Source organism: Oceanobacillus massiliensis str. N'diop (assembly GCF_000285495.1).
Classification (GTDB): Bacteria; Bacillota; Bacilli; order Bacillales; family Amphibacillaceae; genus Oceanobacillus; species Oceanobacillus massiliensis.
This window is the reverse complement of sequence record NZ_HE610978.1, coordinates 457,718-470,654: the sequence shown is the minus strand read 5'-3', so window position 1 is coordinate 470,654 and position 12,937 is coordinate 457,718. Positions and strand designations below refer to the sequence as shown.

Below are 12,937 nucleotides of genomic sequence, written 5' to 3'. Positions count from 1 at the left end.
GATTCATGCTGTTTTATGTTTTTAAATGTCAATTTCGATGTCACATTTCTTGATATTCGATTCGTCCTTGATCCTGCATACCTTCCCTTTAATATCAATATCTGCCTGCTTGCCGATATTGTAGTTATTCCTGATGTAGAGATTCCCTGCTACATGGATGGAGGCGTTATTATCAACATCCAATTTTTCGAACACATACATGTCACCCGATACTTCTATTCTATTATGATTTTTTATATGTAAATCCTGAAGAAAGGCGACATTCTTATGGAACGTATATATTCCGTTGCAGATATTTTTATTGTCTCCATTTCCTTTAATTGAAAGGCTGCTCGTGTTTCGGTTGGAACCAGAGTTGCCATTATCCTGGATGTCTACCGAAGCGCTGAATTTGGTATCCTTATTGAACTCACACATGTAAATATTCCCTTCTTGATAATCCCTTGGGTAATCCGGATTAACGTCCTTAAACAAAACCGGCTCCAATTGCAGTGTGCGATTGTTGACCAATGCAGTCTGTACAGAATACTCCTGATTGCTGGAAGTTGTTCCGCTCAGTGAAAAAGAGATCGGTTCGGCCGAATCCACCACCTCGATGCAATCCTCGCTTACTGGTTGAAGATTTACTAATTCTGTAAAACTGAATTTGGGTTCTTCCGTCGTGATGCATAATCTTTGGTTCCCCTGATAGTACTGACTTCGCAGGTCACTGACAGTAATATTCATCTCCTGTTGATGGGAAATCCCATCATTTATCCTGGATTCATCCTTTATGAGCTGGATAATGGCCGAAGAGGATAATACAATAATAACGGCAACTAATCCGAGAGATGCAAGCAGCTCTATCAAGGTCATTCCTTTTTCATTGGAAAATTGTCGATTCTTCATTTTTAACCATCCTAAATAATGATATAATAGTATAAAAGTCACGGTAGGGAGAGAAAACAGTGCATAAATACCGTCAATTCATGAGTGATAGAGGGTTTACCCTTATAGAGATTATAGCATCTATTGCCATTTTAGCTATAGTAATTGGGTCATTGGTACCATTTTTCCCTCAAGTAATGGCATGGACGGACGTCACGGAGGATGAACTTGTCTCAAGCAACCTGGTAACGAATGTATCCAATAATCTGCAAGATGAAGCCCTAAATAGTGAAATCCTGTCCTATATTGATAGTAACTCTATATTGGATTGCAGAAATGGATATACCTCCATCCCGAGTATATATCTGGAAGGATTCAGCAGTAATACATTCACGGATGACGGTCCGGAATTGACGCTTGCATTGGATGTATGCGATGAAGATAATCTTAAGCTATACCGAACGAAGATTAATATCGTAAACAGCAAGAACAGAAGTATAAGCGAAGCGTTTACCTATATGTCGATTGATGGTGGTGCATGATGGTTAAATATAAGAATGAAGATGGAGCAGTGCTCGTACTGTGTCTCATGATTATCACGCTATTTCTTGTCTTCATGCTGATAATGTTTACACAGACGATCAATACCTCAAGACAGGTCAAAGCAATGGAAAGTGAAATAGATGCTCAGATGACTGCGCAGATGGGGGTGGATTATTTCCAGCATTGGATCAGCACATTGCATAACGATTACGAATCGATGATAACTGGAGAGAAACCAGGTATCCTGCCAATCATCCGTTTTTTTGAAAAGATCAGATCTGGAGTAAGAAATGCACCTTATAAAGAGTTTGAGGGCAGGGCCTTTGAAATGAGTGATTTTGATATAAGTTTAGAGACTGCCTATACGGAAATTGTCATTGATTATCAAGTTATGGGATATACAGAAGGTGCTGAAGCAGCTGCAAATGGAAAGGTGATTATACCATTGCCGGATTGGAGGGATTTATTACATGATTAACCGAAAACGACTCGGGGATTTACTGCAGGATGCTGGTCTTGTTACTGATGAACAAATAGTGGAAGCACTTGAATCGAAAAAAGATAATCAGAAACTTGGGGATGCATTGCTGGATCTAGGATTTATTACAGAGCAGCAGCTTATCGAGGTGCTTGAGTTTCAGCTTGGAATTCCCCATGTGTCGCTGTACCGCTACCCGATTGAAGAAAATGTGCTTGGATTTGTGACAAAAGAAATGGCGCAGGAAAACTACATAATGCCCTTAAAACTACAAAATAGTACGCTGACGATTGCGATGAGCGATCCAATGGATTACTTCATCATCGATGATTTGGAGATTGGAACAGGTTTACGTATTGCCCCGGTTATTGCGGCAAAGGACGACATTTTATATGCCATCAATAAATACTATTTCAAAAATGAGGCGGCTGCTTCGCTTGACCACAATGAAGAAACAGAGGCACCTGTAATCCGTATACTGGATCAGCTGCTGAATACGGGTGTGCAGCTGAAAGCGAGTGATATACATATAGATCCACAGGAAACAACTGTGCACTTGCGTTATCGGATTGATGGACACTTACAGACGGAAAAATTCATTCCAAAGCAGCTGCAGAATTCATTGGTTGCAAGAATAAAAATTTTGGCGGATATGAATATTACACAGACAAGACTGCCACAGGATGGACGGATTAAAACCACGGTCGGATCGACACCGGTTGATTTGCGTATTTCCTGTCTCCCCACGGTACACGGGGAAAAGGTAGTCATTAGAATTCTGGATTTGCAAAATGCCCTGCTTGATTTATCCGAATTAAACTTTTCAGAGCAAAATAGGAGAATCTATCAAGATTTAATTTCCCAGCCATCCGGTCTTGTCTTATTGACAGGTCCAACAGGTTCCGGCAAGACATCGACATTATATGCCGCGATAAACAGACTGAACAGCGAGGATGTAAACATCATAACGGTTGAGGATCCGGTCGAGTATCAGATGGAGGGGATCAATCAGGTTCAGGTCAATGCCGAGATAGGCTTGACCTTTGCAGAAGGTCTCCGATCGATTCTGAGACAGGATCCCAATATCATTATGGTTGGTGAAATCCGCGACCAGGACACCGCGGAGATTGCTATCCGTGCTTCTTTAACCGGTCACGTTGTCTTAAGTACATTGCATACAAACAGTGCTGTTGAATCGATTCCAAGATTGATAGATATGGGGATTGAGCCATATTTAGTAGTTTCCTCACTGACTGGGGTTATTGCCCAGCGATTAGTGCGAAAGATATGCCGCGATTGCAAAATGGAACGTGAACCAACTGCAATGGAAAAGGAAATTTTTGCGAAAAATGGTGTGGACATAGAATATGTTTATCATGGTCAAGGATGCAGTGTATGCCATCAGACTGGATACCGGGGAAGATTGGCCATACATGAAATATTTGTACTTGACGAGCAGATGAAAAGCATGCTGCTGGATAATAAATCGACCGCTGATATAAAGAATTATGCCAAAAGCAAAGGCATGAATTTTCTGATTCATGATGGATTGGATAAAGTGAAAGCGGGCTTAACGACGGTTGAAGAAATCATGCAGTTATCTATTACTGTCTAGGGGGGAGCGTATGAAAATAAAATTTGAAAAATGGCTGCAGGATGCCTATCATCAGAAAGCCTCTGATGTGCATCTGACAATCGGCAAAGCACCCATATTCCGTATAAACGGAAACTTGGTGGAACAGGACTTGCCAAAACTTATTCCATCAGATACAAGACAGATTGTCCGTACAATTTTATCTGAAGAACAGCTGGAGTACCTTCATACGAATCGAGAACTTGATTTTTCCTATGGAATACACGGTAGTTCACGCTTTCGAATCAATACGTTTTATCAGCGCGGGGAAGTATCCTTTGCAATCCGGGTCATTCCAAATGGCATACCTTCGATTGAGCAATTGAATCTGCCTTTAGTGACGAAGGATGTTGTCCATTATCCGCAGGGTCTGATCCTGGTAACGGGCCCAACAGGAAGCGGGAAAAGTACGACACTTGCAGCCATGATTGATTATATTAACCAGACAATGGAAAGACACATTATTACACTGGAAGATCCGATTGAATATATGCATACCCATCATAAATCGATTATCGATCAACGGGAAATAGGATCCGATACAAATAACTTTGTCAATGGCTTAAGGGCAAGTCTGCGCCAGGATCCGGACATTATTATGGTTGGAGAAATGCGAGACCTGGAAACAATCTCAACGGCAATTACAGCAGCAGAAACCGGACATTTAGTATTCGGCACGTTACATACGACAAATGCCGCAGCAACTATCGAGCGGATTATCGATGTCTTCCCTGCAGAACAGCAGGCACAGATTCGGATTCAGCTTTCCACTGTTCTGCAAGCGGTTATTTCACAGCGTTTGCTTGTAACGAATGATTGGACGGGAAGGCATGTTGCAACAGAAGTATTGATCAATTCGACAGCTATCAAGAATCTGATACGAAATGAAAAACTGCATCAAATTCGAAATGTGCTGCAGATGTCGCGGGACCAAGGGATGCATACACTTGAAATGGACTTAACACGACTGATCGGTGAAAATAAAATCGACCAAACCACCGCTGCTCCTTTTCTGAAGGAAGGGAGCGTATAAGATATGGACTTTCAATATAGTGGCCGCAGAATCTCGGGACAAAAGATAAAAGGGAAAATAGAGGCAGATAGCCAGAGGACGGCTTTATCCCAACTAGAGAAAGATGGCCTGGTCATTTTTAATATCGAAGAAACAAAACCATGGAATAAAGATATTATCATCCACAAAAAGGCTAAAAATAAGGATTTGGTCATTTTCCTGAGGCAATATGCCACATTGATACATGCGGGTATAACCATTTCGGAGGCAACAAAGACCATGATGATGCAAACAGATAATCATGCGTTGCGCATTGCCCTTACAAATATTGATAAGAAACTCGAACAGGGAGAGCCATTATCCGCGGCCGCTAAACGACATCCCAAAATATTCCCTGCGCTGCTTGTTAATATGATTCATGCCGGAGAGGTCAGTGGCAGATTGGAGGAGATCTTGACTAAAATGGCAGATTACTATGAAAAGCAGTATCGGAACAGGCAAAAAGTAATTTCAGCATTGCTTTATCCGAGTGTAGTAGGTGTCATTACAGTAATTCTGAGCATATTTCTGCTCGTTTATATTGTCCCTCAATTTGTCACGATGTTTAACCAATTTGGAGGGGAAATACCGGCCTATACCCAGTTTATCCTGAGTTTGAGTCAACTGGCAGGAAATTATTGGTGGATTTTATTGCTTTTTGCTGCAGCAGGAATCTTATTATATAGCTATTTGAAGCAATTCGATCTATTTATGTATGCTGTGGATATCTTGAAGATGAGATTTCCTATTCTAGGTGTGCTCGCCCATAAGGGGGCAATGGTCCGCATGACACAAACGTTAAGCACCCTTGTCAATAGCTCGGTTCCTATTTTGAAGTCGATAGAAATTACGGAGAAGGTTGTTGGAAATCGTGTCATTGAAAATGTGCTGGCTGAGACAAGAAAGTCTTTGACAGTCGGCGATTCGCTTACAACACCAATGAAAGAACATTGGGCGTTTCCTGCTTTGATTATCCAAATGATTCAAATTGGAGAAAAAACCGGAACAATGGACCATATGCTGGCCAAAGCGGCTGAGTTCTATGAAGAAGAGGTTGATCAGTTATCCAATCGCATCAAAATCTTGATCGAGCCTCTTATGATTATCATACTTACCATATTAGTAGGCGGCATAATCGCTGCAGTTATTATGCCAATGTTTGGTATGTTTGAAAATATTTGATTTTATCTAGGTCTTTTAGCACGAAAACAGTAGATTTATGGAAAAAAGTGTAATACAATAAGGGGTAAATAGGAATAAAGTAGGATACTTTGATCGATTACCTTTATCTGGGCACTTTGGTAATTGGGAGTTAGTAGTGCAACCGGCCGACTGAATTAATAGAAATAATTTGGATTAAGGAAGGAAGGCGAAGAAAGAATGCTGCAGAAATTGAAAAAGCTGATGAAGAAAGAGAAAGGTTTTACACTGGTGGAGCTATTGGCAGTTATCGTCATATTAGGAATCATCCTGGCGATTGCAGTACCAGCAGTTGGCAATGTCATCGGTAAGGCAGAGGAAGAGGCAAACGAGGCTTCTATCGAATTGGTAGAAAATGCTGCCAGATTGGCCGATATATCCGGCATAGAACCAGAATCCGGTGCATTTACGGTTGCTAAATTAGTTGAGAGCGGTTATTTAGAAGAGGCTCCAGAAGGACTTAATGGGAAAGTAGTGATTACGGAGGACGATGAGGAAAATGGAGGAGCGAAAACCTACAAATACGAATAGTTAGAGCGTCGGCAATTTTTGAGAAATTGCTCTATCTGGAAAGGTTTAAAAAAGCTCTTTTCGTAAGGATTATCGTTTCTGCACTTGCATTTGCTAGAAAGTCCGATTAACTAGCAAGTTTTTTGTAAAACCAGCAATCTTTGACAAACCATTGTTAAATAAAATTTGTTGATTGGTTAGTTCCCGCTGCAGAAATCGGCCGCTGCTATTGCCCGGCGTTCTCTGCTGACTGAAAAGAGGGAATGCAATCAACCTGTATATCCAATTGAAACGCCTCGCACCTCTTTATTGCAAGGCGTTTTCTTTAACACAAAATCTATTGCAAGGAGCAAACAGAATGACTACAGCCACTGCATTCATATTCTTCCTCCTGGGACTCATCTTCGGATCATTCTTTAATGTTGTCGGTTTACGCCTCCCCAAAAACATTCCCTTTGCTGCGGACCGGTCGATTTGCCCAGTCTGCAAGCATCAATTGTCATGGTATGAGAATATTCCGTTGCTTTCCTTTTTCATCCAGCATGGAAAGTGCAGGCATTGCGGGGAGCGGATATCCGTTATGTATCCGGCAATTGAGCTTCTGACTGGTATGCTATTCGCATCAGCCTTTTACATAGTGGGACTCCAATTGGAAATAATTACAGCATTATTATTGATTTCCATGCTGATGATCATTCTTGTGTCAGACCTCAAATACATGCTGATTCCAAACAAAGTGCTCCTTTTTTTCCTGCCCTTTTTCATTTTCCTGCGTTTTGTCGTTCCGCTCAGTCCCTGGTGGTCGGCAGCTGCTGGTGCTGTGATAGGCTTTGCCATCATTTTTATCATTATTTTGATAAGCCGTGGCGCGATGGGGGCAGGAGATATGAAACTGTTTGGTGTAGTCGGGATTGTATTGGGCATGGACCAGATTTTGGTTGCTTTTTTCCTTTCCTGTCTGCTGGGTGCAGCTATCGGAACATTTCTGCTGTCGTTCAAGTTGATTGACAGAAAGCAGCCAGTGCCATTTGGACCCTATATAGCTTTTGCTGTATTAATAACCTATTTTTATGGGAATTCTTTAACAACATGGTATTTAAATTTACTAATATAAGCAGGTGACAACATGGGTTTGATGAAAAGTGGAAGGGTTAATATTGTGATCACGAATCACGTCTTGCGTTATAGCTATCATAAAAACAATACAGTAGCAGGAATGACTGTGCATGGTGAAGTGGAACTTCCAGAAGGTACCATTAAAGATGGAAACATAGAAAATGATGGCGTATTTGTTGAAATTGTCAATCAGCTGGTCCATGTGCATAAATGGAAAAGGAAAAGACTGTTTTTCGCCATGCCGGATGATACGGTTGTCATTCGGCAATTACAGATCCCTGCTGCCTTAGCAATGGAAGAAACAGTGGGCTATATAAAGACGCAAATAGGCAATAGCCTCTATTTGCCGTTTCCGGATCCGGTAATTGCGATTGAGTCAATTGATGCAGATGATAAATATCGCGACATTCTTCTCTTTGCATATCCTGAAGATAAGATAAAGGGCTTTAAAGCTGCCTTTGAAACAGCTGGCTTGCGACCGATGGCTGCAGATCTTACATCGCTATCGATCTACCGATACTATTATCAAACAAAACCGAAAGATAGAAACCATGTGCTCTTAATCCATTGGAACAAAGATGCAATTGTCCTGACAGCCTTCCGTAATCATAAAGCCATTTTCACAAGATATATGAAAATCACTGTAGATAAAGAGACAGATGAAGAACAAGTGCAGCAATTGATTAATCAGTACATGATCGAAATAAATCGAATTATTGACTTCTATCACTATTCCATTACTAAAGGAGAGGGAAAGGTCGAACAACTGCTTCTTACCGGGGATTCACCTTTTCTTGGGATGGTGAAATCCAGTCTGTCCAGTCTAATTCCGCTTCCAATAGATGGTCTGGAGCAAGAAGAACTCCCTGCCAAATATATGGATGTACTCGGACTGGCATTAAAGAATGATTCGTAAGGGGGAGCGAGCATGAATACGGAGATTAATTTTCTGAAAAAAGAACAAAATAAACCTGTTGCAAGTATTATTCTCGGGACAGTCTTTATCCTGCTCCTAATATTTCTCGTAATTGCGCTGCTCTTTCAAAAGAATACGTATGATAACCAGCTTAAGAACCTGGAACTTGAGCGGAATCAAATGGAGGCTGCTATGCTGGAAATACAGCATGACGTTGACGCGGATAAACAACGCGGAAGGACCGAGCAGGTAACAGAAGCCATCGAGAAGGAAATGAAGCCAACCGTTGCATTGTATCATCAAATCGTTGAATTACTGCCAAGTGAAGAACGTTTAAACGGTTATGATGATGCGATTGAAAATCAGATTATCATCGATGCTTCATTCGATACCCTGGATGATGTTGCTGAATATATAGCATCACTCACTGAACAAAATTACATTCAGGCTGCTCAGCTTACAGCCGCTGTCAAAGTGGAGGATTCCTATGAAGCGACATTGACGGTAACAACAGACAGAGATAATTTGGTAGAGGAGTTAGCAGCAAATGAATAAACATTGGACGAAAACCCATACATTTCTTGTCTTTGGCATGGTTATCGTGATTTTTTTAATCTATGGGATTTGCTATCTATCTATTCTAAAGCCGCTACATGCAGAACAGAAAAGTATGGAAAAAGAGATTTCCATGTATGAGGGCAATCTCGAGTCTATTATTGATGGAAAAGAAAATGACATTAGCGAGACAGTTAATGGAGTAGGTTCCGAGGTTTTGGACATGGCTTCTCCAGAAGAAGTCCTAACCGAACTGCAGGCAATGGCAAGTGGTGCTGGTGTTAGCATCGATTACATCGGTACTGACTTGGAAGCTGCAGTGCAGCAGCCTGAAGGACAGGATAAGGATTCCCTGCTAAATGAAACGTCTTATAGAATGGATGCTACTTCGGGAGACCTGCAGGCAATAGATCAATTTTTGGATGGGCTTTCAGAAACGGTCCATTCTTTGCGGGTTGATTCCATCAATCTGCAGCAGGAAGATAGTGAGATTTTCCTGGAACTTACCTTCACGGCATTTTACGCAGGATAGCTGGAATTAGCTATTCCTTTTACTTTGTCCCGACAGGTTCTTATGTCCTCCTGACCTTCATAAAATGATAAGGGAAGGGGGAGAGTTATATGCGCCATTACGCTATATTGCGCTTACTTTTAAGTGGTTTTTTTCTTTATATTGCCTGGCCGGCGATTCCGTACGCATCTTCATACATGGAGCAGATCTTTTGGGGCGGCTGGCTTGTGTTCCTATTGCTCGTAGTTGGAGCAAATTTTGCAACACTTTTGCAAATGACGAGGCCTCCAGTTATGGAACAGAATCAGTATAATAGAAGGCAGCGTGATTTTCATTGAGTTTCATTCAGCTCAACTGTATAATAATAGTAAATAAATGATATAGTACAGTTGAAAGCTGGTGAAATAAATGGCAACAAAGCACGAGCAAATTATACAGCATATTGTTTCCTTGCCGGTTGGCAGTAAAATATCCGTCCGTCAAATTGCCAAAGATCTGAACGTGAGTGATGGGACTGCATACCGTGCAATAAAAGAGTCTGAGAACCAAGGTCTTGTAAGTACGATTGAACGTGTCGGGACCATTCGGATTGAGCGCAAGAAAAAAGAAAACTTTGAAAAGCTAACGTTCGCGGAAGTTGTAAACATTATTGATGGACAGGTATTAGGGGGGCGGGATGGCCTCTATAAAACCTTAAGCAAATTTGTTATTGGAGCAATGCAGCTGGATGCTATGATGCGTTATACACAAGCGGGATCTCTGCTCATCGTCGGTAACCGTTTCAAAGCACATGAACTGGCATTGAATGCTGGTGCAGCTGTGCTTATTACAGGTGGATTTGATACCGAAGAACATATTAAGAAGCTTGCGGATGAAAAAGAACTTCCGATTATCTCGACCACTTATGATACGTTCACTGTTGCTGCGATGATTAACCGTGCAATTTATGACCAGCTGATCAAGAAGGAAATCGTATTTGTCGGTGACATTGCAACACCATTCAATGAGTCGTACTATCTGAAAACAAAAGATTCTATCTCCGAGTGGTATGAATGGAATGAGAAGTCCTCACATACACGTTTCCCTGTCGTCGATGATAAATTGCGTGTTGTTGGTATGGTTTCATCCAAAGATATTGTTGGGAAGGATAAAAATATTGTTATTGACCGTGTTATGAGCAGAAAGCCGCAAGTTGTCCAGGCTAAGACATCGCTGGCTTCTGTTGCACATACGATGGTATGGGAAGGCATTGAGCTTATTCCGGTAGTGGATCAGTCAAACCAACTGCAGGGCGTTGTCTCGAGGCAAGATGTATTAAAGGCTATGCAGCAAATCCAGCGCCAGCCACAGGTTGGGGATACTATTGATGATATTGTTTCGAGTAATCTGATAGCAAGCGAAGATGACGAGGCTGTTTATGAGTCAAAAGTTATCCCGCAGATGACCAATCAATTGGGCACGTTATCGAATGGTGTTTTCACGGCATTAATCACCGAAGCGAGCAGCAGATTATTGATGAGAGTGAAAAAGGCGGACATTACAGTGGAAAATTTGACTGTTTATTTCAGCAAACCAGTACAAATCGAAAGCAAGCTAATCATAAAGCCGAAATTGCTCGATGTCGGCAGGCTTTACGCGAAAATAGATGTGGAAGTATTCAGCGAGCGTAACCTGGTAGGAAAGGGATTGATTATGGCCCAGCTGATCAATCGCTGATTGGAAGCCGGTTAAACGGAAAGGCTCTCGTTAAAGAGCCTTTCCGTTTTTTTTATCTTCCCGGTTTGTGCTTCAGAGGAAGCTGAATGCGCCCTCCACCCGAAAGCAATTGTCCATAGCGAAAATCGGCCGAAGCTATTATCGTAAACAAATGATAAGAGATTAAAAAAAGAAATCGACCAGTGTGGCCGATTTCTAGATGAAAGCTATGCTTTCTGATGGAAATCACGTCAACTATATCTCTATCAAGTTGTATTTCTCTTATTTTATAGGAATTTATTCATTTGGGTTGAGTCTGCGCCATTCATTGCGATAATGTTTTGCTTCTTTAAAACCTCTATATGCCTGAAGTCCTCCAAGAATAAGAAATAATATGCCGATGAATAAAGAAAGCTGTGTCTTGTAAAATAGATATTGATTGATGCCAAAAAATAAAAGGAATGTCCCTAGACATAACCGGGCTTTTCCATTAAAGTATTTCTGGGTAAGCTCATCATTGCTTTTCAGAATGGCAACCTTATAATAAATATAGAGTACTGCTGATACAACGATGATAATCGGGAAAATAACCATTTGATCTCTCCTAATTTGTTCTAAAGTATTGTGGTTAGATTTATGGGAAATCCGTAAAACACCATTCAATTGTATCTTTTTTTCAAAAATATAGCCAGATAAGTTATACATATTCATGAATTATTAACAGGATAGGGGTAAAAACATGGAAATAAATAAAATTATGGAAACTATCAAGTCATACGATACCATTATCATTCATCGTCATGTAAGACCAGATCCGGATGCGCTCGGATCACAGGGTGGCCTGAAGGAAATCATCAAGCAATCGTTCCCGCAGAAACAAGTCTATGCGGTGGGGGATGAAGAGCCATCATTAAATTTTCTTATTCGAATGGATGAAGTGGAAGATACCATGTATAGAGATGCTCTAGTCATTGTCTGTGATACAGCAAATGCTGCCAGGATTGACGACGAACGTTACCAGCTTGGTGCGAAGCTAATTAAGATTGACCATCATCCAAATGTAGATGAATACGGTGAGATACGTTGGGTAGACACCGATGCAAGCTCGGCAAGTGAGATGATTTGGGAATTTTATGAGCATGGCAAAGACGCGGGACTTATCATGAATGACCGGGCAGCGCGTCTGTTATATGCTGGAATTGTGGGAGATACCGGGAGATTTATGTACCCAAATACAACAAAGAAAACCTTTCAATATGCTGCTGAACTAGTGGCATACGACTTTGAACGCTCGGAACTATATGCGGAATTGTATAGTGTGGAAGATAAGATATCCCGTTTGAGCGGCTATATTTTGCAGCAGTTTAAATTACTTCCCTCAGGGCTATGTACGATCAGGCTGACAGAAGAGATATTGGACAAATTTGCTGTAACATCTGATGAATCGGCACAGCTGGTTAATATTATCCGTGATGTTAAGGGGATTAAGGCATGGGTATTTTTTATCGAAGAGAAGGATAAGATCCGTGTAAGGCTGCGTTCAAATGGTCCTGTCATCAATGGCATTGCAGCCGATTATAATGGTGGCGGCCATCCGCTTGCTTCTGGAGCGACCGTCTATTCTTGGGATGAAGCGGACAATATGACAGCCGATCTGGAAAATGTCTGTAAGAACTTTGAAAAATAATTTACTGACATAAGGAATCCCGACGGCGTAATGCTGGAAAATTTCTTGTTCTGCGGGTTATGCAATCTGCTTTTTTTGCAAGTGAGACAATCCTTTCTATTGTGCTGCAACCCCAGCAAAGAAACTGATAATAGGTGCACTATCCTAAAAAAGGTGATGGCTTCCAACTGGAACC

General features: G+C 41.3%; 15 protein-coding genes and 1 riboswitch. Of the genes, 13 read left to right on the top strand and 2 right to left on the bottom strand.

What is annotated here, in order from left to right; translation table 11 throughout:
* Positions 1-21: 21 nt before the first annotated feature.
* Entirely contained in the window at positions 22-888 is an 867-nt protein-coding gene (locus tag OMHG_RS12240) for a PulJ/GspJ family protein (protein WP_010651158.1), read from the bottom strand.
* Positions 889-947: 59 nt separating this feature from the next.
* Between OMHG_RS12240 and OMHG_RS12235 the strand changes: the two genes are divergently transcribed.
* The 12 genes from OMHG_RS12235 to OMHG_RS12180 all read left to right on the top strand — a co-directional run bounded on the left by OMHG_RS12235 (position 948) and on the right by OMHG_RS12180 (position 11,096).
* Positions 948-1,409, top strand: a complete 462-nt coding sequence (locus OMHG_RS12235) for a prepilin-type N-terminal cleavage/methylation domain-containing protein (RefSeq protein WP_010651157.1) — start codon at positions 948-950, stop codon at positions 1,407-1,409.
* Positions 1,409-1,888 carry a hypothetical protein gene (locus OMHG_RS12230; RefSeq protein WP_010651156.1) on the top strand — a complete coding sequence of 160 codons (480 nt, stop codon included), beginning with the start codon at positions 1,409-1,411 and terminating at the stop codon, positions 1,886-1,888. Before OMHG_RS12235 ends, OMHG_RS12230 begins: the two co-directional genes overlap by 1 nt.
* On the top strand, positions 1,881-3,503 hold the full coding sequence (locus tag OMHG_RS12225; protein ID WP_010651155.1) for a GspE/PulE family protein: 1,623 nt from the start codon (positions 1,881-1,883) through the stop codon (positions 3,501-3,503). Before OMHG_RS12230 ends, OMHG_RS12225 begins: the two co-directional genes overlap by 8 nt.
* A 10-nt stretch (positions 3,504-3,513) precedes the next feature.
* The gene (locus tag OMHG_RS12220) at positions 3,514-4,554 is read left to right on the top strand and encodes a type IV pilus twitching motility protein PilT (RefSeq protein ID WP_010651154.1); all 1,041 of its coding nucleotides are present in this window, start codon (positions 3,514-3,516) and stop codon (positions 4,552-4,554) included.
* Positions 4,555-4,557: 3 nt separating this feature from the next.
* The gene (locus OMHG_RS12215) at positions 4,558-5,754 is read left to right on the top strand and encodes a type II secretion system F family protein (protein WP_010651153.1); all 1,197 of its coding nucleotides are present in this window, start codon (positions 4,558-4,560) and stop codon (positions 5,752-5,754) included.
* Positions 5,755-5,827: 73 nt separating this feature from the next.
* Positions 5,828-5,911: riboswitch (cyclic di-GMP riboswitch) on the top strand.
* 65 nt (positions 5,912-5,976) lie between these two features.
* Positions 5,977-6,303, top strand: a complete 327-nt coding sequence (locus tag OMHG_RS12210; RefSeq protein WP_237566185.1) for a competence type IV pilus major pilin ComGC — start codon at positions 5,977-5,979, stop codon at positions 6,301-6,303.
* Between the two features lie 337 nt (positions 6,304-6,640).
* A complete protein-coding gene (locus OMHG_RS12205; RefSeq protein ID WP_010651151.1) occupies positions 6,641-7,396 on the top strand; it encodes a prepilin peptidase in 756 nt (251 codons plus the stop codon).
* A gap of 12 nt (positions 7,397-7,408) precedes the next feature.
* The gene (gene pilM, locus OMHG_RS12200; protein ID WP_010651150.1) at positions 7,409-8,314 is read left to right on the top strand and encodes a type IV pilus biogenesis protein PilM; all 906 of its coding nucleotides are present in this window, start codon (positions 7,409-7,411) and stop codon (positions 8,312-8,314) included.
* Between the two features lie 12 nt (positions 8,315-8,326).
* Positions 8,327-8,869, top strand: coding sequence for a hypothetical protein (locus OMHG_RS12195; protein ID WP_010651149.1), 543 nt, complete (start codon positions 8,327-8,329; stop codon positions 8,867-8,869).
* On the top strand, positions 8,862-9,401 hold the full coding sequence (locus OMHG_RS12190; RefSeq protein ID WP_010651148.1) for a hypothetical protein: 540 nt from the start codon (positions 8,862-8,864) through the stop codon (positions 9,399-9,401). Before OMHG_RS12195 ends, OMHG_RS12190 begins: the two co-directional genes overlap by 8 nt.
* A gap of 89 nt (positions 9,402-9,490) precedes the next feature.
* Entirely contained in the window at positions 9,491-9,718 is a 228-nt protein-coding gene (locus OMHG_RS12185) for a hypothetical protein (protein WP_010651147.1), read from the top strand.
* A 70-nt stretch (positions 9,719-9,788) separates the two neighbouring features.
* Positions 9,789-11,096: a DRTGG domain-containing protein gene (locus tag OMHG_RS12180; protein WP_010651146.1), complete on the top strand. Its 1,308-nt coding sequence runs from the start codon at positions 9,789-9,791 to the stop codon at positions 11,094-11,096.
* A gap of 276 nt (positions 11,097-11,372) precedes the next feature.
* Here the strand turns inward: OMHG_RS12180 and OMHG_RS12175 are convergent, their stop codons facing one another.
* On the bottom strand, positions 11,373-11,669 hold the full coding sequence (locus OMHG_RS12175) for a YtpI family protein (RefSeq protein ID WP_010651145.1): 297 nt from the start codon (positions 11,667-11,669) through the stop codon (positions 11,373-11,375).
* 145 nt (positions 11,670-11,814) lie between these two features.
* Here OMHG_RS12175 and OMHG_RS12170 point away from each other — a divergent pair, with 145 nt between their 5' ends.
* A complete protein-coding gene (locus OMHG_RS12170; RefSeq protein ID WP_010651144.1) occupies positions 11,815-12,762 on the top strand; it encodes a DHH family phosphoesterase in 948 nt (315 codons plus the stop codon).
* Positions 12,763-12,937: the final 175 nt, after the last annotated feature.

Excerpts from the sequence above, each read along its gene's own strand:
- OMHG_RS12170 (WP_010651144.1), top strand. The coding sequence starts at position 11,815 with ATGGAAATAAATAAAATTATGGAAACTATCAAGTCATACGATACCATT.
- OMHG_RS12210 (WP_237566185.1), top strand. The coding sequence starts at position 5,977 with ATGAAGAAAGAGAAAGGTTTTACACTGGTGGAGCTATTGGCAGTTATC.
- OMHG_RS12175 (WP_010651145.1), bottom strand. The coding sequence starts at position 11,669 with ATGGTTATTTTCCCGATTATCATCGTTGTATCAGCAGTACTCTATATT.
- OMHG_RS12195 (WP_010651149.1), top strand. The coding sequence starts at position 8,327 with ATGAATACGGAGATTAATTTTCTGAAAAAAGAACAAAATAAACCTGTT.
- OMHG_RS12205 (WP_010651151.1), top strand. The coding sequence starts at position 6,641 with ATGACTACAGCCACTGCATTCATATTCTTCCTCCTGGGACTCATCTTC.
- OMHG_RS12180 (WP_010651146.1), top strand. The coding sequence starts at position 9,789 with ATGGCAACAAAGCACGAGCAAATTATACAGCATATTGTTTCCTTGCCG.
- OMHG_RS12225 (WP_010651155.1), top strand. The coding sequence starts at position 1,881 with ATGATTAACCGAAAACGACTCGGGGATTTACTGCAGGATGCTGGTCTT.
- OMHG_RS12230 (WP_010651156.1), top strand. The coding sequence starts at position 1,409 with ATGGTTAAATATAAGAATGAAGATGGAGCAGTGCTCGTACTGTGTCTC.
- OMHG_RS12220 (WP_010651154.1), top strand. The coding sequence starts at position 3,514 with ATGAAAATAAAATTTGAAAAATGGCTGCAGGATGCCTATCATCAGAAA.
- OMHG_RS12215 (WP_010651153.1), top strand. The coding sequence starts at position 4,558 with ATGGACTTTCAATATAGTGGCCGCAGAATCTCGGGACAAAAGATAAAA.
- OMHG_RS12190 (WP_010651148.1), top strand. The coding sequence starts at position 8,862 with ATGAATAAACATTGGACGAAAACCCATACATTTCTTGTCTTTGGCATG.
- OMHG_RS12240 (WP_010651158.1), bottom strand. The coding sequence starts at position 888 with ATGAAGAATCGACAATTTTCCAATGAAAAAGGAATGACCTTGATAGAG.
- OMHG_RS12185 (WP_010651147.1), top strand. The coding sequence starts at position 9,491 with ATGCGCCATTACGCTATATTGCGCTTACTTTTAAGTGGTTTTTTTCTT.
- pilM (WP_010651150.1), top strand. The coding sequence starts at position 7,409 with ATGGGTTTGATGAAAAGTGGAAGGGTTAATATTGTGATCACGAATCAC.